The organism is Bradyrhizobium sp. 132 (assembly GCF_023074185.1).
In the GTDB taxonomy this organism is placed as follows: Bacteria; Pseudomonadota; Alphaproteobacteria; order Rhizobiales; family Xanthobacteraceae; genus Bradyrhizobium.
The window spans coordinates 157,127-176,772 of sequence record NZ_JADPKY010000170.1 but is presented as its reverse complement, the minus strand read 5'-3'; the positions used below and the strand labels follow the sequence as shown (position 1 = coordinate 176,772).

Genomic DNA, 19,646 nt, shown 5'->3' with positions numbered 1-19,646 from the left:
ATGAGTCTCACTGACTTTCTCCCAAAAGACGTCAGCCTCACCATTGCGATGGCGCTCTGCGCCGTCGCTTTCGTTTCGGGCACCGCGCGCGGCTTCTCCGGCTTCGGCTCGGCGCTGATCTTCATGCCGCTGGCGAGCAGCATCGCGGCGCCGCGGCTCGTTGCCGCGCTGCTCCTCGTGATCGATTTCGTCGCGGCCGCGCCGCTGCTGCCTGACGCCTGGCGCAAGGCGGATCGCAAGGCCACCGCGGTGATCGTGCTCGGCGCGCTGGTCGCCGTACCCGTCGGCACCTATTTCCTCAGCGTGCTCGAGCCCGTCACGACGCGCTGGATCATCTCCTGCTTCGTCGCCGCGCTGTTGCTTCTGCTGCTGTCGGGCTGGCGCTATCGCGGCAAGGACCACGCCTGGCTCTCGGTCGGCATCGGCAGCCTCTCCGGGTTCTGTAGCGGCCTCGCACAGACCGGCGGCCCGCCGATCGTCGGCTATTGGCTCGGCCGCCCGGTCGCATCGATCGTCGCGCGCGCCAACATCTTGCTGTTTTTTGGCGCATCGGATTTTTTCTCGATGGTCAGCTATGCGACCACGGGACTGATCTCGCGCGAATCGCTCGTGCTCTCGCTGATCGTCGGCCCGGTCTATGCGATCGGCGTCGCCTTCGGCGCCTCGCTGTTCGGCCGTGCCAGCGAGAAAGTGTTCCGCGCGATTTGCTACGGGCTGATCGCAATAGCGGTGATCGCCGGGCTGCCCGTGTTAGACGGCATACTGCGCTAGTTGCCCTGCCGTCGCGGCGCACGCCGCCTCTTCGTCGACTGCGTCGGGACATCGCTCGGCTCATCCTTCAGCGCACCGATCTTGCGTAGTGCCGCGTCCGCGGCGCGCTCGCCGCTTTCCCAGGCGCCGTCGACGGTGCCCCAGAGGGACTCGTGCGTGGCTTCGCCGGCGAGGAACAGGTTGCCGATCGGCTCGGCCAAAATCTTTCGCGAGAGCTGACCGCCGGGCGAGGCCGCCGACATCGCACCCATCACGAAAGGCGAGGCGTTCCAGTGCGTCGCGCTGGCTTTCTGCACGGCGGCCGCGACTTCGCTGCCGAACAGTTTTGTGATCCATTCCCTGGCGAAGGCCGTCATCGCCTTCTCGCCCTGCTCGGAGAGATCGCGGCCGAACGAGCCGCCGACATCGATCGAGCACAGCGAGGAGCCGCCGATATTGGCGAACATCAGCGCCGTGCGCGTCGAGTTGCTCTGTTCGATCAGGATGTCGTCGCGCGACAGGCCCAACGGGTTACCCGGCAGTTGCAGCACGATATGATCGTAGCTTCCGAGGGTGAGCTTCGAGGCGGCGTCGAGCGTGCGCTTGGGAATGTCAGGCCCAAACTTGATCGCACCCGAGGTCAGCACATTGGTCGAGACCGTGATGATGGCGGCGCGTGCGGCAATCCTGCCGGCCTGCGTCTCCACACTGACGTCGCGATTGCTCCAGACGATGCGGCTCGCCGGCGTCGACAGCGCGACCGGCGCCTGCTCACCGAGCCTGGTGATCAGAGTTCCCAGGCCCTGGCGGCAGGCGATCGCGGCGTTGCGATCCTGCGCGCGCGCCTTGTCGATCGCCGAAAGCTCCCTCAGGTCCTTGCCGGCGAAGCTCGCGCCCAGCATGAACTCGGCCGCGCCGGCCCAGTCGCCGAGATCCTTCGGCAGCGCCGATGCGCAAGCCGTATCGAGCTTGCCGCGCCCAGCCTCGTCGATGGCGCGGTTGGCGCGCACCAGCGCCGCCAGGAATTCTTCGGTCTCGCCGGCGCGTGCGTTGCGGCGGCCGATGCGCATCTTCTGGCCCGATGGCGCCGGCAGCACGTCGAGCCCGGCACTGCGCGCAAGCCGGATCATCGGATTGGTGTCGGGATTGTGCATCCAGCGCGCGCCGCGATCGAACGGCGTGTCGAAAGTCGTCGTGTCGGTGATGCAGCGCCCGCCGATCTTGCCTGTAGCTTCCACCACCACGACCTTGCGATTGGCCGCCATGATGCGCCGCGCTGCGGCAATTCCGGCCGCGCCCGCGCCGATCACGACAATGTCAGCCTCGCGCGGCAGGGTCGCCGCGGTTGCGCGCAGGACCGGCATCGCGGCAAGGCCCGCCGACGCCGATAGGAAGCTGCGGCGCGTGATTGTCATGTCATGGTTTCCGGAGACTTGCGGCAAACGGGAACAGCTAGCGAACCTTGCCGCATCCGATGTTGCACGGCAACTATCATGGTGAATCAATCGTGCTAGACCTCACAGAGCTATGAACCGAATTGCAAGACGTTTCGACCATGATAGAGAAGAGAAAAAGGCGGCCGGAAAAGGCCGTGGGGAGAGTTCGACATGGGGACGGTCCTAGACTCAGCCGGCAAGCTTATTGCCGCGTACCTCTCGAAGGAGGTGCCGGGCTATGAGCCGTTCACGCCGAGCGACCCGGAGCATCTGCGCGGCGTCATCGAGCCCGGCGACGTGCTGCTGGTCGAGGGCAACAACCGCATTTCCGGCATCATCAAATATCTGACGCAGTCGACCTGGTCGCATGCCGCACTCTATGTCGGCCCGATCGAGGGCGCCGAGGAACCCGACGGCGAGCCCCACGTGCTGATCGAGGCCAATATCGGCGAGGGCGTCACCTCCGCGCCGCTTTCGAAATATTTCCCCTATCACACCCGGGTCTGCCGCCCGGTCGGGCTGTCCTATGAGGACCGCACCACGGTCTGCCGCTATGCGATCAACCGCATCGGCTTCGGCTACGACACCAAGAATATCGTCGACCTGATGCGCTTTCTGTTTCCGCTGCCGATCCCGCAGCGCTGGCGACGCCGCATGATCTCGATCGGCTCGGGCGATCCCACCAAGATCATCTGCTCGGCGCTGATCGCGCAGGCCTTCGACGCCGTGCGCTATCCGATCCTGCCCAAGATCACCAAGGCCGGCAGTCGTGCTGCCCGCCGCGAGATCCTGCATATTCGCGATTCCTCGCTCTACATGCCCCGCGACTTCGACATCTCGCCCTATTTCGAAGTCGTCAAACCCACCATCGTGCACGGTTTCGACTACACCGCCCTGCACTGGGCCGACAAGCAGAAGCCGCTCGAGGAGGTAGCCGGCACCTTCAGTGTCTTTCCAGAAACGCTCAGTGCGCCGCCGCTCGTTCCTGAAGCGATTGACAAAGAGGCGCCGGATCAAATTCCGGCTGAGCAAGTGATGCCTGAGGCGGTCGCGGAAATGAGCGTCGCCTTCTCCGATCATTTTGTGCTGCTGAACGAGCTCGCAAGGTACCGCGCACGCGGACGGGCGCAGGAGATGGCGGCGTAGAAACGTCCGCCGTCGTGCCCGGCGATTGGGGTGGTGCTCGCCTCCCTCAACGCCGTCATTGCGAGCGAAGCGAAGCAATCCAGACTGTCACCGCGGTGGGATTCTGGATTGCTTCGCTTCGCTCGCAATGACGGTGGAAACCTAGCGCTCCGCCCGCCCGATCACCGCCATCAGCTCCGCGATCTTCTCGCGCTGGTCGGCCTTGTCGCCGCTCGCGATCGCATGCTCGACGCAATGGGCGACGTGGTCCTTCAAAACCTCTTCCTCGACCCGGCGCAGCGCGGCTCGCACCGCTGAGATCTGCGTGACGATGTCGATGCAGTAGCGGTCCTCCTCGACCATTTTCGAGAGGCCGCGAACCTGACCCTCGATCCGGCCGAGACGTTTTCCGACGGATGCCTTGATGTCTTTGCGCATGGTGGCTATATACCCCCCTAGGGTATAAGTTGCAAGGCCGGAGCATGGCAATGAACGACGTCGGACACGAACACCATCACAAGCCGGAAACACATTCCGGATGCAGCTGTTCCAGCAAAGCGGCGCCGGCCGCCCAGCCCGCGGCTTCCTCCTGCTGCGGCGATCACGACCACGGCGCCGCCGCGACAAGAGTCCACGATCCCGTCTGCGGCATGACGGTCGATCCCGCGACCTCAAAATACCGCTTCGACCATCACGGCGAGACATTCCATTTCTGCTCGGTCGGCTGCCGCACCAAATTCGCCGCCGATCCCGCAAAATATCTTGCCAAGAGGAACGAAGAGCAGAAGACACCCGAGCCCGAGATGCCCGTGGGCACGATCTACACCTGCCCGATGCATCCGGACGTACGTCAGGTCGGACCGGGAAGCTGCCCGATCTGCGGCATGGCGCTGGAGCCGGAGGTCGCAAGCCTCGACAGCGGTCCCAACCCCGAGCTCGCCGACATGACGCGGCGGTTCTGGATCGGCGGTGTGCTGGCGCTGCCGGCGGTGGTGCTGGAGATGGGCGGCCATCTCGCGGGCCCCCACAACTGGACCGATCCGACGCTGTCGAACTGGATCCAGCTCGTTTTCGCCACGCCCGTCGTGCTGTGGGCAGGCTGGCCGTTCTTCCTGCGCGGCTGGCAGTCGCTGCTAACGCGCAACCTCAACATGTTCACGCTGATCGCGATGGGCACGGGCGTTGCCTATGTCTACAGCCTGATCGGCACCATCGCGCCGCAGATCTTCCCCGCGACCTTCCGCGGCCATGGCGGCGCGGTCGCCGTCTATTTCGAAGCGGCTGCTGTGATCACCGCGCTGGTGCTGCTCGGCCAGGTGCTGGAGCTGCGCGCCCGCGACGCGACGTCAGGCGCGATCAAGGCGCTGTTGCAGCTCGCCCCGAAGACCGCGCGCCGCGTCGAGCCTGATGGCAGCGAACACGAGGTCGAGATCGATACGCTCCATGCGGGCGATCGTCTGCGCGTTCGTCCCGGCGAGAAGGTACCCGTCGACGGCACCATCCTCGAGGGCCGCTCTTCGCTCGACGAGTCGCTCGTGACGGGCGAATCCATGCCGGTCACCAAGGAGAGCGGCGCAAAAGTCATCGCCGGTACGCTGAACCAGTCGGGCAGCTTCATCATGCGCGCCGACAAGGTCGGGCGCGAGACGCTGCTGTCGCAGATCGTGCAGATGGTTGCCGACGCGCAGCGCTCGCGCGCGCCGATCCAGCGGCTGGCCGACCAGGTCGCGGGCTGGTTCGTGCCGACGGTGATCGCCGTCGCGCTCGCAGCCTTCGCTGCCTGGGCCTGGTTCGGGCCGGAGCCGCGGCTTGCCTTCGGGCTCGTTGCCGCCGTCAGCGTGCTGATCATCGCCTGCCCCTGCGCGCTCGGGCTCGCCACCCCGATGTCGATCATGGTCGGCGTCGGACGCGGTGCGCAGGCAGGCGTGCTGATCAAGAACGCCGAGGCGCTGGAGCGGATGGAGAAGATCGACACGTTGGTGATCGACAAGACCGGCACGCTGACCGAGGGCAAGCCGAAGCTGGTCGCGATCGTGGCGGCCGCCGGTTTTGCGGAAGATGACATCCTGCGCCTTGCGGCCACCGTCGAGCGCGCCAGCGAGCATCCCTTGGCCGACGCGATCATGCGCGCGGCGAAGGACAAGCAGCTCACACTGGGCCAGGTCGAGCAATTCGATTCGCCGACGGGCAAGGGCGCGACCGGCGAGGTCGACGGCAAGACCATCGTGCTCGGCAATGCCAAATATCTGACGTCGATCGGCATCGACACCAAAGCGCTTGATACCGAGGCCGAACGGCTGCGCGGCGACGGCGCAACCGTGATCAACATGGCCGTCGATGGGCGGCTTGCCGGCCTGTTCGCGATCGCCGATCCGGTCAAGGCTTCCACCCCAGAGGCGCTGACGGCATTGGCAGCCGAAGGCATCAAGGTCATCATGCTGACCGGCGACAATCGCACAACGGCGGAAGCGGTGGCACGCCGGCTCGGCATTGCCGAGGTCGAGGCCGAGGTGCTGCCGGATCAGAAGAGCGCGGTGGTGACAAAGTTGCAAAAGGCCGGCCGCAGCGTCGCGATGGCCGGTGACGGCGTCAACGACGCGCCGGCGTTGGCCGCCGCCGAAGTCGGCATCGCCATGGGCACCGGCACTGACGTGGCCATGGAGAGCGCTGGCGTCACCCTGCTCAAGGGCGATCTCACCGGCATCGTCCGTGCACGAAAGTTGTCGCAGGCGACCATGAGCAACATCCGGCAAAACCTGTTCTTTGCGTTCATCTACAACGCCGCGGGCATTCCGATCGCGGCCGGCATCCTCTATCCGGCGTTCGGCGTGTTGCTGTCGCCGATCATCGCCGCGGCCGCGATGGCGCTGTCCTCGGTGAGCGTCGTTGGAAATGCGTTGCGGCTGAGGGCAACGCAGCTGTGAGCCTCGCCAAATCCGTGTAAAACGGCATCGAGCGGCGCGAGGGGGCATTTTCATGCAGCGAATTACGATCACGATCGAGGACGATCTGCTGGCGGAGATCGACGCGGCGGCGGAAGCGCGCGGCTATCAGAACCGGTCCGAGATGATTCGCGATCTCGCCCGCGCCGGCCTGCAACAAAGCAGCGAAAACACCGCACAGACCGGCCCCTGCGTCGCAGGCCTCGTCTATGTCTACGACCACGCCGCCCGCGATCTCTCAAAACGCCTGGTGCAGGAATTCCACGGCCATCACGACCTCGCGCTGGCGACGCTGCATGTCCATCTCGACGACAACAATTGCATGGAGATGACGGCGCTTCGCGGCGATGCCGGCGAGGTCAGACATTTCGCCGACCACATCATCGCCGAACGCGGCGTCCGCTACGGCCGCGTGGTGATGATCCCGACGGGTGAAGGCAAGCAGGCGAAGGCGCGCAAGCACGGGCACCGGCATGAGTAGGAGCTATCCTCTCGTGCCCCGGACGCAGCGCAGCACAGAGTGATGCGATGCTGAGCCGGGGCCCATCTCACCGCTAGCGTCCCGGCTCTGCGTCGCGTCATTTCATGCCGCGCCGCGTCCGGGACACTCTTCATGGTGTTCAACCTCTGCCAGGCCTTCGGCTTCCACGGCTTCGCCAATTGGGTGCCGACGCTGCTGGTCGAGAAAGGCATCAATGTCACCAAGAGCCTGCAATATGCTTTCATCGTCGCCTTCGCCTATCCGATCGCGGCGCTGCTGGCTTCGAGCTTCGCCGACAGGTTCGAACGGCGATGGATCATCGCGGGGGCGTGCGCCGCCATCATCATCTTCGGCATGGCGTTCGCCCGGCTGACCGAGCCTTCGCTGCTGATCATCTGCGGCGTGCTGCTGACAGCTTGCAACACGACGATGTCCTACGCCTACCACGCCTATCAGACCGAGGTGTTCCCGACCCAGGTCCGCGCGCGTGCCTCCGGCCTCGTCTATTCAATGAGCCGGCTGAGCACGACGCTCTCTGGCTTCATCGTCGCCTACATGCTGAAGGAAGCCGGCGTCACCGGCGTGTTCGGCCTGATCACCGCGGCGATGTTGATCGTGGTGGTCGCCATGACGCTGTTCGGCCCGAACGTGCGCGGCAAGCCGCTCGATGTGATGTGGTTCGTCATTGCGAGCGTAGCGAAGTAATCCAGGCTGCCTCTGCGGAGCGATTCTGGATTGCTTCGCTACGCTCGCAATGACGGAAGAGAGACCCTCTCCCCGCAACAACGGGGAGAAGGAGAAAATCATCACACCGCCAGCAAATTCTGCAACGCCGCACCATCGGGGACGCCGAGACCGCAACATGGATCCCAGCCGGGGCCGGCCTTGTACATGCCGTGCAGGTCGCCGGTGATGTCGTTGTTGCCGGCCGTGATGTCGCGGAACACGCCTTGCGCGTGCGAGGCGTAAATCAGCGGGTTGATAAAGCCGACGGTCTTGCCGAATTTCTTCATCGTCGCCTCGTTGATGCGGGCGATCAATCCGGCCATCAGCGGCGCCACCGCGCTGGTGCCGCCGATCGTGGTGCCGACGCCGTTGAGGAAGATCTGATAGCCGGTCGCGGGGTCGGCATCACCGGCGACGTCAGGGACGCCGCGTCCGCTCCGATGCACCGGCGATTTCGGCACGTGCGCGTGGGCCTGGTATTTCGGCTGCGCGAACATGACGCTGACGCCGCCACCGCCCGCGCCGCCCCGCGGCCCGCCATTCCAGACCACCTCGTTGATGTGGCCGTTCGGTGCCTTGAGATTGGTGCCGCCGCAGGCGAGCGCGAAGGGACTCGAGGCGGGGAAGTCTGCGTGCGGCTTGCCGTCCCAATCCTGGCCCATGTCGGCCGAGCCGTTGTCGCCGGAGGCGACGCAGACGGTGACGCCCATCGCCGCGGCATCGCGGATCGCCTCGTTGAGGCCGTCGACGAATTGCTGCGAGCCCTCCTGGTCTTCCGGTCCGCCCCAGCTGATCGAGATCACCGAGGGCTTTCGCGCAGTGTCATGAACAGCGGCCTTCACCGCATCGATGAAGCCGTTGGTGGTGTTGGGGGCGAAATAGACCACGATCTTGGCGCCCGGCGCGATCGCACCGGCGACCTCGATGTCGAGCACGACCTCGCCGTCGGCCTCGGAATGGCCGGGCTTGTTGGCGCCGCCGTCGACGCTCACGGGCGCGATCTTCGGCATCGGGATGCGCGCCTTCTTGAAGAAGGCGCGCAGGTCGGAAGACTTGTAGCCGGCTCCCGTGGGATGACCCTTCTGATCGATGTCGTTGAGCTCGATGATGGCGATGCACTGGTCGGCGCCGGTCTCGCCGCCGGGGAAATTGTAGAGCCGGGCGATCTGCTCGACCGAGAAACTGCCGCCCTGTGCCGCCCTCGCGCTCGCGCCCTTGTTCGGCAACTTGCGCCGGAAATGCGGCTGCGCCACCGGCCGGTTGTCGAGCCCGTGCACGCCGACCACGATCCCCTCAAGCTCGGCCGGGATCTGCACGTTGCCCTTGCGCATGCGATAGGTCGCGCCGTCGTGCTTCACTTTGTTGAGTTTGACGCCGAAGGCCGCGCTCATCGCCTTCACCGTGCCGGTCAGCTTTACCGTACGAGACGCCAGATGCACGCTCTTGACGTTGAGATCGTGATGGTGCGCGAAATCGTCGATCTTGGCGACATCGGCGGGGTCGGCTCCCATCTCTGCGCCGAACTCGGCACGCGAGAGATATTTTCGCTCGCGCGGCGGTTGCGCACCCAACGCCATCACCTGCTCGTCGTCCGAGCGCTTGGCACGCAGGCGGACGCTGACCTCGATTTCCTGCTTGGGATCGGCCGCACCGACGTGCTTGGCGCCCTTCGGCAACTTCCGTGCGCTGTTCTCCAACGCGACACGCTTGGTCAGGCTTGCCATGACTTCCTCCGTTGTGATTGGAAGGCGGATTGTCGCACCTCAACTATAGGTGTAATCTCAAGGTCGGATTGGTTCAGGTATTGAGCAATATTTTTTCAAAAGACCTCTTGTCTGGCAGGGCAGAACCTCGACAGCCTCCCATCGACGCTGAATCGGTCAGTGGTCACGACCCTTCGACGCTAAGGATTACGATTTAAGATTGCAGGAACCGGGCCACCGGGCCCGCAACAGAAGACGTTTGTCAAAAATCAATTGGCGGAGACAATGCGATGCTGGCTGACCGTAAATGGGTTGAGCGAAATCTTGGTTTCGATCCGATCACGACGCCGCCGCCGCGCGAGACCTTCACGATCAAACGCGTGGCGGATGCCGCGGTGAAGAAGACAGCGAACATCGACGTCTGGCGCCAGATCATCACCGAAGTGCAGCCGACGCTCGTCATCACGACAGGCACGGCCGGCGGCATCGGCAAGGAATTCGAGGTCGGCGACGTCGTCGTCTCACCGATCGTGCGTTTCGACTGCCTGTCGAAGTTCAAGAAGCAGCCCTTCGCGCAGGAGCACTTTTCCAGCAGGTCCGCCGTGACGACTTCTTCGGCTTCGACACCTCGGACGACCACTTCCATCTCCAGGGGATCCGCAACGTCTCCGACCCGCAGATCAAGGCCGAAGGCACCTTGAAGCAGCAGGAGCAGGTCGCCGCCCAGATCTACAAGGGTTTTGGTCGATGGAGCACGGTCTGTAGCGCGATCACCTGCTGGGCCAGTATCGCGGCGGAGCCTTGAGCCGCTGCAGTCGGATTACGTCGTAGAAGCCCCTCATGGTGAGGAGCGCGAAGCGCGTCTCGAACCATGAAGGCCCCGCCGCTAGCTTCGGGCCTCTATCCTTCGAGACGCTTGCTACGCAAGCTCCTCAGGATGAGGGGCGAGGGTTCCTATGACGCGGCCAGAGTCAGTCGGCCTCCCTTGCCGAAGGAGCCTCCTGTGTCTACCTCTCGCGGGTGGTTTCGCGAGAGGTACTCCCATGCTGGATGCCGCCGTAAAGGCGCTGTCGCAAATGATGTCGCCGGCGATGCGCTCGATCCTGTGGCGGTCGATCGGCGTCGCGCTGGTGCTGATCATCGTGCTCGCGATCGGCTTGCAGCGGCTGCTGAGCTGGTTTGCGACCTATGGCGAGGTCTGGCTGGAAGGCCTGCTCGGTCCGGGCTGGCACTCATCGCTCGAGGTACTGTCCTGGATCGTCTCGATCGCTGCCGGCCTCGGCGTTGTGTTCGGCGGCCTATTCCTGATGCCCGCGATCACCTCGCTGGTGGCGAGCCTGTTCGTCGACGACGTCGCCGACATCGTCGAGCGGGACCACTATCCGGCCGAGCGACCGGGTTCGGCGCTGCCGTTCAGCCAGGCGATCTACGAGGGCGTCAAGACCGCACTGCTGACGATCCTTGTCTATCTGATCGCGTTGCCGCTGGTGCTTTTCGCCGGCGCCGGTTTCCTGGTCTTCTTCCTCGCCGCCGCCTGGCTGCTCGGCCGCGAATATTTCGAGCTCGCTGCGATGCGCTTCCGCTCGCCGGAGGAAGCCAAGGCGATGCGGCGCGACAACGCCGCCACCATCTTCACCGCAGGCCTGTTCATCGCGGTCTTCGTCTCGATCCCGATCGTCAATCTGGCGACGCCGATCTTCGGCATGGCCTTCATGGTCCACATGCACAAGCGGCTGTCAGGCCCGCGGCCCGAGCTGATCGAGCCGGCGCGGCAGATGCGGTGACGAGACGCTCCCTCTCCCGCTTGCGGGAGAGGGTCGGGGAGAGGGTGTCTCCGCAATGGGACAATCCCCCAGAGGAGAGAAGGAATGGATTTGCTCACGGACGCGCAGCCACGTCCCCATCAGCGCCACGCCGATCTCGGCACCGCCAAGCCGCATGAGCTGGGTATAGGCGGCAAACGCTGCCGCTGATCATCACGCTGCTGTCCAATTCCGATCCGAGCCGCGCCACCTTCGAGCGCATTGCGCCCGCGACCGGCGCGCGGGTCGCGCTGCTGCCGCCGGACAACGCAACCGGTAATTTCACCAAAGTTCATAGTCGGCGGGATCGATCTGGATCAGGAGATCGCCGGCCTTGACGCGCTGGAAGTCGGTGACCCCGACCGTCAGCACTTCGCCGGAGACGCGGCTCGCAAGCCGCGTCAGCTCGGCGCGCACATAGGCGTCGTTGGTGGTCTGGACCACTGCGTTGCCGACCCATTCGTCGAAGCGCTGCGTTGCCAGCGCGACGAAGCCGAGTGCGACGATCACCGCGAACAGCGGGATCGCGAGCCGGCTCCACAGCGAGCTCGCCGGTGGCTGCGTGGGCTTGGGTGGTGGGGTCGGTGCCGCGGCGGCAGGCGATGGCGGTGCGATCTGGTCTTGCTGACTCACGACTTCACCCCAAACCGCTTAATGACCGCGTAATTCTCGCTCAGACCGTCTTTTCCGGCCATCGGCAGAGATCGTTGATCAGGCACACCTCGCAGCGCGGCTTGCGCGCGAGGCAAGTATAGCGGCCGTGCAGGATCAGCCAATGATGGGCGTGGAGCATGAATTCGGCCGGGATCACCTTTTCGAGACCAAGCTCAACCTCCAGCGGCGTCTTGCCGGGCGCAAGTTCCGTCCGATTACCGACGCGGAAGACATGCGTATCGACCGCCATGGTGTGCTCGCCGAAGGCCATGTTGAGCACGACGTTGGCAGTTTTCCGCCCGGCTCCCGGCAGCGACTCGATCTCGGCCCGCGTGCACGGCACCTCGCCGCCGAACTCGCTGAGCACCTTTGCCGACAGCGCGATGACGTTCCTGGCCTTGGTGCGGTAGAGACCGACGGTCTTGATGTACTCGCGCAGGCGTTCTTCGCCGAGATCGAGCATCTTCTGCGGCGTGTCGGCGATCTCGAACAATGCACGCGTTGCCTTGTTGACGCCGGCATCGGTTGCCTGCGCCGACAGCACCACTGCGACCAGCAGCGTGAACGGATTGACGTGCTCGAGCTCGCCTTTCGGCTCCGGGTTGGCTTTGCGGAAACGGCTGAAAACCTCGTGGACCTCAGCCGGCGTCCAGGGTTTTGTCGCCTTGAGCGACTTTTTTGCGGGGGCCTTTGGCTTCGCGACGACCGCTTTCGCCTTTTTCTTCGGCACGGGCGCTTTGCGCGGGGCCGGCTTGCGGGTGATTTTCGCCATGATCGGGATATACTGAGGGACGATGAGCACAGGCAACGAAATTGAGCGCGAACGATCTGAAAGCGAGGCCGAGCCTCAGATCTTTTCCGCGCGGCTGACGCCACACCGCTCGCTGAACCGCACCGGCTTCCTTGCCGTGATGCTGTTTCTGAGCGCTGTCAGCTTCGTCACCGGCCTCGCCTTCCTGATGATGGGCGCGTGGCCGGTGTTTGGCTTCTTCGGCCTGGACGTGCTGGTGATCTGGTGGGCCTTCAAGGCCAATTTCCGCGCGGCGCGGGCCAGCGAGGAGATCGTGGTCACGCCATCTGAATTGCGCGTGCGGCGCGTCAGCCAACGCGGCCAGGTCCTCGAGTGGACGTTCAATCCGCTCTGGGTCCGGCTCGACATGGAAATCGACGAGGATTTTGGCATCGAGCATCTCTATCTGATCTCGCGAGGCCACCAGATCCAGATCGCCCGATTCCTGGGGCCGGACGAGAAGGCAAGCTTTTACAAAGGCTTGGTTGAGGCATTAAATGCCGCCAAGCGCGGCCCGACCTACAATCCGGTCACCTGATTTGCGGATCGGAAATCGGGTGGTTTCGCAGCCCGCGCGCTCCTACATTTGTGGTCATGATGACACTCGCGATACATGACCAACGCCTGGCCGGGCCGGGCTCCCAGAACGCCGCGATGCGCGACTATGATTCCGTGCGCCGGGCGATCGCCTTCATCTCCGAAAATTGGCGCGCACAGCCGACCATCGAGGCGATGGCGGATGCGGCCGGCGTCACGCCGGACGAGCTGCACCATTTGTTCCGCCGCTGGGCCTCGATCACGCCGAAGGCTTTTATGCAGGCGCTCACCCTCGATCATGCCAAGGGCCTGCTGCGCGATTCCGCGAGCATCCTCGACGCGGCGCTCGATTCGGGGCTGTCGGGTCCGGGCCGGCTGCACGATCTCTTCGTCACCCATGAGGCGATGTCGCCGGGCGAATGGAAGAACGGCGGCGCGGGGCTCATCTTGCGCTACGGTTTCCATCACTCGCCGTTCGGCACCGCGATCGTGATCGCGACCGACCGCGGCCTCTCCGGCCTCGCCTTCGCCGATCACGGCGAAGAGAAGGTCGCGCTCGCCGATATGACCCGGCGCTGGCGGAACGCGACCTATGTCGAGGATCACGAAGGCACCGCGCCGCTGGCGCAGCGCATCTTCGACACAAAACTGTGGCGGCCGGACCAGCCGCTGCGCGTGGTGATGATCGGCACCGATTTCGAGGTAAGGGTGTGGGAGACGCTGCTGAAAATCCCGATGGGCCGCGCGGTGTCTTATTCGGACATCGCCTGCAACATCAACAGCCCCAAGGCCTCACGCGCCGTTGGTGCTGCGGTCGGCAAGAACCCCGTCTCCTTCGTCGTGCCCTGCCACCGCGCGCTCGGCAAGAGCGGCACGCTCACCGGCTACCATTGGGGCATCACCCGCAAGCAGGCGATGCTGGGCTGGGAGGCCGGGCAGTTGGGGATGCAGTAGATCATTTGCAAACTGCCTCCACATCGTCGTCCTGACGAAAGCCAGGACCCATTACCCCAGGGAGGTGTTGTAGCGCGAAATGCTAACCACGAATCTTTGCAACTATGACGGCCGGTGGCTATGGGTCCTGGCTTTCGCCAGGACGACACCGATTGTGCGGTGCCGACCTCGTCCCACCTCACGCAATCTGGCTCACCCCGCCAGATCCAGCTTGGACGCCACGGTCGAATCTGCATTGAGCCGATAGATGATCGGCACACCCGTCGCGAGCTCGCGCTTCAAAATGCCTTCGGGCGAGAGCTTTTCCAGCACCATGATGAGCGCGCGCAGCGAATTGCCGTGAGCGGCAACCAAAGTGCGCTTGCCGTTGAGCACACCGGGCAGAATCTCCTGCACGTAGTAAGGCAGCGCACGCGCGAGGGTGTCCTTCAGGCTTTCGCCGCCGGGCGGCGGCACGTCGTAGGAGCGGCGCCAGATCAGCACCTGGTCCTCGCCCCACTTCTTGCGCGCGTCGTCCTTGTTGAGGCCGGAGAGATCGCCATAGTCGCGCTCGTTCAGCGCGAGGTCCTTCGCCGTCGGCAGGCCCTTCTGGTCGAGCTCGCCGAGAATGAGATCGAGCGTGTGCTGTGCGCGCGTCAACACCGAGGTGTAAGCGACATCGAACACGAGGCCCTGCGCCTTCAGCTTGCGGCCGGCTTCGGTTGCCTCCTTCACGCCGAGCTCGGTGAGATCGGGATCCTTCCAGCCCGTGAACAGGTTCTTCAGATTCCATTCGCTCTGGCCGTGCCGCACCAGCACGAGAAGACGTTCGCTCATTGACTGCTTTCCGTTCCGGTTATTGTTTTGAGCATGATCTTATCGGAAAAACCGCTCCGCACTTTTCCGGATCATGCTCTCGTTCGTTCAGATGTCAGACAGGCCGAGCACGTCGGCCATGGAGTAGTGCCCCGGCTTCTTGCCGTGTGCCCAGAGCGCCGCCTTCAGCGCGCCGTGGGCGAACAGCATGCGATCCTCGGCGTGATGCGACAGCGTCAGACGTTCGAACGGGCCGAGGAAGCTCACGCTGTGATCGCCGGCTGCGGTGCCGCCGCGCAACGACGCAAAACCGATGTCGCCGGGCCGGCGCGCACCGGTGATGCCGTCGCGGCCCCGGTCTGCATGCTCGTCGAGCGCGACGCCGCGGCCGGCTGCAGCGGCCTGGCCCAGCATCAGCGCCGTGCCCGAGGGCGCATCGATCTTCATGCGGTGGTGGGTTTCGACGATCTCGATATCGAAGTTCTCGTCGAGCGCCTTGGCGACGCGCTTGACCACGGCGGCGAGCAGATTGACGCCCAGGCTCATATTGCCGGACTGCACCACGACGGCGCGGTTGGTGACGCTCTGGATCACGGCGTTGTCGGAGCCGGAAAGACCCGTCGTGCCGACGACGTGGACGAGGCCGCGCTCGGCGGCGATTGCGACATTGGCGAGGGTCGCCGCGGGCACGGTGAAATCCAGAATGCCGTCGGCATCCTTCGACAACGCCCAGAGGTCGCCGGAGAGTTTGATGCCGTTGGCGGGCAGGCCTGCGAGCACGCCGGCATCCTTGCCGAGCAGCTCCGAGCCCGGCGCCTCCAGCGCTCCGGCCAGCACCGCGCCTTTGCTTTCTGCAATCGCCCGCGTCAGCGCCCGGCCCATCCGGCCGCCGGCTCCAGCAACAATCAAGCGCATGTCGGACATGGTGTGATCCTCTCACGGCCGTTGTAGCGGCGGGATGCAGTTCCGGCAACCAAGGGGGAGATCACGGGCGCAGGCGCGCCCCTACCTTCCCATGGAGGGCAAGTTGCTTGCGGCCATCCTTCGAGACGCCCGCCTACGGCGGGCCCTCAGGATGAGGTCGGAATACGTGGCAACAAATTCCACGGGGGCCGGTGCTGCTTAGCCTCATCCTGAGGAGACCGCAAAGCGGTCGTCTCGAAGGACGAAGCGCGCACGCAGACCGCGCCAGGACGCCATATGCGATAGCCCTTCCCTGAAGGGAGGGCGAGACGGGATCGCGCTCAACCGTCTGACGGCTGCGGGCCGTCATGGCCCTCGATGATGATGAGGTCGGCTATGGAGTGCGGCTGGCGCACCTTGATGTTGGCCTGGTATTCCGGCGAGTTGTAACAGGCGATCGCGGTCTCGTAGTCCGGGAATTCAATCACGACGTTGCGGGTGCGGCTGGCGCCTTCGACGGTGGTGAACTTGCCGCCGCGGACGGCGAAGCGGCCGCCCCATTTCTTGAAGATCGGACCGTTGGCGACGGCGTAGGGCTTGTAGCCCTCGTCATTGCTCACATCGACGCGTCCGATCCAGTAGCCCTTTGCCATTGTTCTTCTCCATTGTTGATGGTCTCTATTTGAGCATGATCTGATCGGAAAACCGCTACACACTTTTCCGGATCATGCTCCGAGCGCCTGCGCGATCTCGGCCTGGATGGTTTCTGCGACCGCCTTGGGATCGGTGGCTTCCAGCACCGGCCGTCCGACGACGAGATAGTCCGCACCGGCCGCAATCGCGCGTCCCGGCGTCATGATGCGCTTCTGGTCGCCGGTCGCCGCGCCCGCCGGACGGATGCCGGGGGTGACGAGCCTCATCTGGTGGCCGACGATCTTGCGCAGGCTACCAACTTCCTCGGGCGACGACACCAGCCCGTCGACGCCGAGCACCTGCGCCTGATGCGCACGCGCTTCGACCAACTCGGAGACGCCGAGCCGGAAGCCTGCCGCATGCAGATCGTCCTCGTTGTAGGAGGTCAGCACCGTGACGGCGAGGATCTTCAGGTCGGAGCTGCCGCGGCCTTCGACGGCGCCCTTCATCGTCTGCGGATAGGCGTGCACGGTGAGGAAGGTCGCCCCCAGCCTGGTGATGCTTTCGACGCCCTGCGTCACGGTGTTGCCGATGTCGTGCAGCTTGAGATCGAGAAAGACCTTCTTGCCCTTGTCGGCGAGCTTGCCGACCAGCGGCAAGCCGCCGGCATAAGCGAGCCGATAACCGATCTTGTAGAAGGTGACGCTGTCGCCGAGCCGGTTGACCATCGCTTCCGCGGCCTCAACGCTGGGCAGATCAAGCGCGACGATCAGGCGGTCTTTCGGGGCGATCTCGGCTGGCGTCATGTCATCTCACATCATGCGTTGGGAAAAATCGATCAACTGCCGCACCAGCTCCTTCAACGCGGCGATATCGCCCTCGTGCTTCAGCCTGTCCATATCGTCATAGGCCTGATCGGCAAAGGCGAGCGTGAGCTGGTTGGCGATCACATTGGCGTGGCAGGAGGTCAGGATCAGCCGCAACGCCTGCAGCGCGCGCGCGGCACCGAGCCGGCTCTGCGAGGCACCGGCGAGCGCGAAGGCGCGATTGCGGAACACGTCGCCGCGCGCCTCGTGCAATTCATGCACGCGACTGACCCAGTCGATCGCATTCTTCAGCAGCGGCGGCACCGAGGCATTGTATTCGGGCGAGACGATCAGCACGCCATGATGCGCGCCGATCATGCGCTTGAGATTGATCGCGTGCCTGGGCAAACCGGACTTGGCCTGAAGATCGCCATCATAGATCGGCAACGGAAAATCGGCGAGCGAGATGCGCGTGATCTCGACACCGGCCTGGACGAATTCATAGGCGGCGACCGCCGCCAGCTTCGCATTGTGCGAGCCGGTGCGCAGCGAGCCGGGAATGATCAGGATTTTGGGTGCGGACATCCGCTTCCATGCGTTCGGCGAAACGAGCCCGCCACGCAAAGAGGAATGCCGGCGGAATTAGTCCTTGCGATACACCCAGACGCGGGCCGGCGGAAGGTTCATCCAGATCCGCTCCGAAGCCTCTGTGGACACGCCGGGCAGCGATTTCGGAATCGGCGGCACCACCGCATAGGTGAACTGCACGAAGGGCGCACCGGGCGCCAGCGCCGTGAAGGCATCGCGGATAAGCCGCAGCCGCGTCAGCATCGGTTTTGTGACCAGCGGCAGGCCCGACACCACCGCGGAGGCCGGCGCACTCAAGACGTTCCAGAGCGTGTCACGCAGGCGATAGGCATCGCCCTGCACCACCTTGGCCTGCGGATAGCGGTCGCGCAGCAGGGCGCAGAAGCCGGGATTGTATTCGACCAGAACGAGACGCTTTTGATCGACGCCGCGCTCGACCAAGGCCGAGGTGATGGCACCCGTGCCGGGTCCGAGCTCGACCACCGGCGCGTCCGAATTGACGTCGACGTAATGGGCCATGGTCCGGGCCAGCAGCTTGCCCGACGGCATCACCGCGCCCATGTGGAGGGGCTTTTCAATCCATGACCGGAGAAAACGCACCTCGTCATCGAGACGGGGCTTCTTCAACGCACGCGCGGACGATGGCAATGGCATGTCGGGACCGGACGGGACCGCGTGACCGCGGCGTGTCAGAAAATGGTCACAAAGAGGTATAGGCCGAAGGCGGTACGGTCAAGCCGGGTCAATTCGCCCGATTACCGAAGAAGTCCTTGACCTTGGTGAAGAAGCCCTCGGATTCCGGCTGGGTGTTGCCGGAGGAAAGCTTTTCGAATTCGGCCAGCAATTCCTGCTGCTTCTTGGTGAGATTTTGCGGAGTCTCGACCACGACCTGAACATACATGTCGCCCATCTGGCGCGAGCGCAGCACCGGCATGCCTTTTGATGCAATGCGGAATCGGCGGCTAGACTGGGTGCCGGCGGGGACCTTCACCTTGGTCTTGCCTTTCTCGATGGTCGGCACCTCGAATTCGCCGCCAAGCGCGGCCGTCACCATCGAGATCGGCACACGACAATGCAGATCGGCGCCGTCCCGCTGGAAGAACTGGTGCTGGGACAGCGACAGGAAGATGTAGAGGTCGCCGGGCGGGCCGCCGCGGACCCCGGCCTCGCCCTCGCCGGCGAGCCTGATCCTGGTGCCGTCCTCAACGCCCGGAGGAATGTTGACCGACAGATTCCGCTCGTGGGTGACGCGCCCCTGACCCGAGCAGGACGGGCAGGCGTCCTCGATCATCTGGCCGCGGCCCTGGCACCCCGGACAGGTCCGCTCCAGCGTGAAGAAGCCCTGCGACTGCCGTACGCGTCCGGCGCCGCCGCAGGTCGAGCAGGTCTTCGGCTTGGTGCCGGCCTTGGCGCCGATGCCCGAACAGGCCTCGCAGGTGACCGAGACCGGGATCTCGATCTGCGCGGTCTTGCCGCCAAAAGCTTCCTCGAGCGTGATTTCCATGTTGTAGCGCAGGTCGGCGCCGCGCTCGCGGCCGCCGCGGCCACCGCCGCGCTGTCCGGCCATGCCGAACAAATCTTCGAAAATGTCGGAGAAGGAGGAGGCGAATCCCGCACCGAAACCGGCGCCGCCGCCGCCCTGCTCGAAGGCGGCATGACCGTAACGGTCATAGGCTGCGCGCTTGTCCTTATCTTTCAGGACCTCGTAGGCCTCGTTGATTTCCTTGAACTTGACTTCGCTGGTGTTGTCCCCGGGATTGCGGTCGGGGTGAAACTTCATCGCCAGCTTGCGGAACGACGATTTCAGGACGGAATCGTCGGCACCGCGTTCGACTTCGAGGGTTTCGTAGTAGCAGCGCTTGGTGGACGTGGACATGATGAGCTCGGTCTATCCAATCGCGATTCAAATCGGAGCGAAACGACGTCGCCACGCGACGATATAAGCGCTCCTCCGCCTTACGGCAGAGGGCAGCATGGCGACATTCAGCATAGCGGCTGGGAATTGATCGATCGTAACGGGG

At 64.5% G+C, this 19,646-nt stretch carries 20 protein-coding genes and 1 pseudogene; 9 read left to right on the top strand and 12 right to left on the bottom strand.

Translation table 11 applies throughout. The features are described 5' to 3' along the window. A complete protein-coding gene (locus tag IVA74_RS37325; protein WP_247352680.1) occupies nucleotides 1-771 on the top strand; it encodes a sulfite exporter TauE/SafE family protein in 771 nt (256 codons plus the stop codon). On the opposite strand, the gene IVA74_RS37320 is transcribed toward IVA74_RS37325, so the two are convergent. Continuing rightward, nucleotides 768-2,165 (bottom strand): FAD-dependent oxidoreductase, encoded by a 1,398-nt coding sequence (locus IVA74_RS37320; protein ID WP_247352678.1) that lies wholly within the window; start codon nucleotides 2,163-2,165, stop codon nucleotides 768-770. The genes IVA74_RS37325 and IVA74_RS37320 overlap by 4 nt on opposite strands. Nucleotides 2,166-2,357: 192 nt before the next feature. Here IVA74_RS37320 and IVA74_RS37315 point away from each other — a divergent pair, with 192 nt between their 5' ends. Then, entirely contained in the window at nucleotides 2,358-3,332 is a 975-nt protein-coding gene (locus tag IVA74_RS37315; RefSeq protein ID WP_247352676.1) for a YiiX/YebB-like N1pC/P60 family cysteine hydrolase, read from the top strand. A gap of 141 nt (nucleotides 3,333-3,473) precedes the next feature. Here IVA74_RS37315 and IVA74_RS37310 read toward each other — a convergent pair whose 3' ends face one another. Then, nucleotides 3,474-3,749: a metal-sensitive transcriptional regulator gene (locus IVA74_RS37310; protein WP_007598521.1), complete on the bottom strand. Its 276-nt coding sequence runs from the start codon at nucleotides 3,747-3,749 to the stop codon at nucleotides 3,474-3,476. Between the two features lie 50 nt (nucleotides 3,750-3,799). Between IVA74_RS37310 and IVA74_RS37305 the strand changes: the two genes are divergently transcribed. The 3 genes from IVA74_RS37305 (at nucleotide 3,800) to IVA74_RS37295 (ending at nucleotide 7,439) form a co-directional block, all read left to right on the top strand. Continuing rightward, on the top strand, nucleotides 3,800-6,235 hold the full coding sequence (locus IVA74_RS37305; RefSeq protein ID WP_247352674.1) for a heavy metal translocating P-type ATPase: 2,436 nt from the start codon (nucleotides 3,800-3,802) through the stop codon (nucleotides 6,233-6,235). 52 nt (nucleotides 6,236-6,287) lie between these two features. Continuing rightward, nucleotides 6,288-6,734, top strand: coding sequence for a nickel-responsive transcriptional regulator NikR (gene nikR, locus IVA74_RS37300; RefSeq protein ID WP_247352672.1), 447 nt, complete (start codon nucleotides 6,288-6,290; stop codon nucleotides 6,732-6,734). A 132-nt stretch (nucleotides 6,735-6,866) separates the two neighbouring features. Further along, complete coding sequence (locus IVA74_RS37295) at nucleotides 6,867-7,439, top strand: MFS transporter (RefSeq protein WP_247352670.1); 573 nt, start codon at nucleotides 6,867-6,869, stop codon at nucleotides 7,437-7,439. A 101-nt stretch (nucleotides 7,440-7,540) separates the two neighbouring features. On the opposite strand, the gene IVA74_RS37290 is transcribed toward IVA74_RS37295, so the two are convergent. Beyond that, nucleotides 7,541-9,184 carry a S53 family peptidase gene (locus tag IVA74_RS37290; RefSeq protein ID WP_247352668.1) on the bottom strand — a complete coding sequence of 548 codons (1,644 nt, stop codon included), beginning with the start codon at nucleotides 9,182-9,184 and terminating at the stop codon, nucleotides 7,541-7,543. 269 nt (nucleotides 9,185-9,453) lie between these two features. On the opposite strand from IVA74_RS37290, the gene IVA74_RS37285 reads away from it, so the two are divergent. Together IVA74_RS37285 and IVA74_RS37280 are read left to right on the top strand one after the other, a co-directional pair. Further along, nucleotides 9,454-9,864, top strand: coding sequence for a hypothetical protein (locus IVA74_RS37285; protein ID WP_247352666.1), 411 nt, complete (start codon nucleotides 9,454-9,456; stop codon nucleotides 9,862-9,864). Nucleotides 9,865-10,206: 342 nt separating this feature from the next. Further along, nucleotides 10,207-10,947, top strand: coding sequence for a sulfate transporter family protein (locus tag IVA74_RS37280; RefSeq protein ID WP_247352664.1), 741 nt, complete (start codon nucleotides 10,207-10,209; stop codon nucleotides 10,945-10,947). 309 nt (nucleotides 10,948-11,256) lie between these two features. On the opposite strand, the pseudogene IVA74_RS37275 reads toward IVA74_RS37280, so the two are convergent. Together IVA74_RS37275 and nth are read right to left on the bottom strand one after the other, a co-directional pair. After that, nucleotides 11,257-11,598 (bottom strand): annotated as a pseudogene (locus IVA74_RS37275) (biotin/lipoyl-binding protein); the annotation flags it as partial. Nucleotides 11,599-11,638: 40 nt separating this feature from the next. After that, a complete protein-coding gene (gene nth, locus IVA74_RS37270) occupies nucleotides 11,639-12,391 on the bottom strand; it encodes an endonuclease III (RefSeq protein WP_247352662.1) in 753 nt (250 codons plus the stop codon). A gap of 22 nt (nucleotides 12,392-12,413) precedes the next feature. Between nth and IVA74_RS37265 the strand changes: the two genes are divergently transcribed. Both IVA74_RS37265 and IVA74_RS37260 read left to right on the top strand, forming a co-directional pair. Next, nucleotides 12,414-12,947, top strand: coding sequence for a DUF2244 domain-containing protein (locus IVA74_RS37265; protein ID WP_247352661.1), 534 nt, complete (start codon nucleotides 12,414-12,416; stop codon nucleotides 12,945-12,947). A 56-nt stretch (nucleotides 12,948-13,003) separates the two neighbouring features. Next, nucleotides 13,004-13,900 (top strand): bifunctional helix-turn-helix domain-containing protein/methylated-DNA--[protein]-cysteine S-methyltransferase, encoded by an 897-nt coding sequence (locus tag IVA74_RS37260; RefSeq protein ID WP_247352659.1) that lies wholly within the window; start codon nucleotides 13,004-13,006, stop codon nucleotides 13,898-13,900. A gap of 192 nt (nucleotides 13,901-14,092) precedes the next feature. Here IVA74_RS37260 and IVA74_RS37255 read toward each other — a convergent pair whose 3' ends face one another. From IVA74_RS37255 to dnaJ, 7 genes are all read right to left on the bottom strand, one after another. Beyond that, nucleotides 14,093-14,716, bottom strand: a complete 624-nt coding sequence (locus IVA74_RS37255) for a 2,3-bisphosphoglycerate-dependent phosphoglycerate mutase (RefSeq protein WP_247352657.1) — start codon at nucleotides 14,714-14,716, stop codon at nucleotides 14,093-14,095. Nucleotides 14,717-14,803: 87 nt separating this feature from the next. Then, complete coding sequence (gene dapB / locus IVA74_RS37250) at nucleotides 14,804-15,619, bottom strand: 4-hydroxy-tetrahydrodipicolinate reductase (RefSeq protein WP_247352655.1); 816 nt, start codon at nucleotides 15,617-15,619, stop codon at nucleotides 14,804-14,806. Nucleotides 15,620-15,939: 320 nt separating this feature from the next. Beyond that, a complete protein-coding gene (locus IVA74_RS37245) occupies nucleotides 15,940-16,251 on the bottom strand; it encodes a DUF1330 domain-containing protein (RefSeq protein ID WP_247352652.1) in 312 nt (103 codons plus the stop codon). A 72-nt stretch (nucleotides 16,252-16,323) separates the two neighbouring features. Beyond that, a complete protein-coding gene (gene pyrF, locus IVA74_RS37240; RefSeq protein ID WP_247352650.1) occupies nucleotides 16,324-17,037 on the bottom strand; it encodes an orotidine-5'-phosphate decarboxylase in 714 nt (237 codons plus the stop codon). A 6-nt stretch (nucleotides 17,038-17,043) separates the two neighbouring features. Beyond that, complete coding sequence (locus tag IVA74_RS37235; protein ID WP_247352649.1) at nucleotides 17,044-17,622, bottom strand: NAD(P)H-dependent oxidoreductase; 579 nt, start codon at nucleotides 17,620-17,622, stop codon at nucleotides 17,044-17,046. Nucleotides 17,623-17,679: 57 nt separating this feature from the next. Continuing rightward, nucleotides 17,680-18,279 (bottom strand): rRNA adenine N-6-methyltransferase family protein, encoded by a 600-nt coding sequence (locus IVA74_RS37230; RefSeq protein ID WP_007598495.1) that lies wholly within the window; start codon nucleotides 18,277-18,279, stop codon nucleotides 17,680-17,682. Between the two features lie 88 nt (nucleotides 18,280-18,367). Beyond that, the gene (dnaJ, locus tag IVA74_RS37225) at nucleotides 18,368-19,501 is read right to left on the bottom strand and encodes a molecular chaperone DnaJ (RefSeq protein ID WP_247352647.1); all 1,134 of its coding nucleotides are present in this window, start codon (nucleotides 19,499-19,501) and stop codon (nucleotides 18,368-18,370) included. Nucleotides 19,502-19,646: the final 145 nt, after the last annotated feature.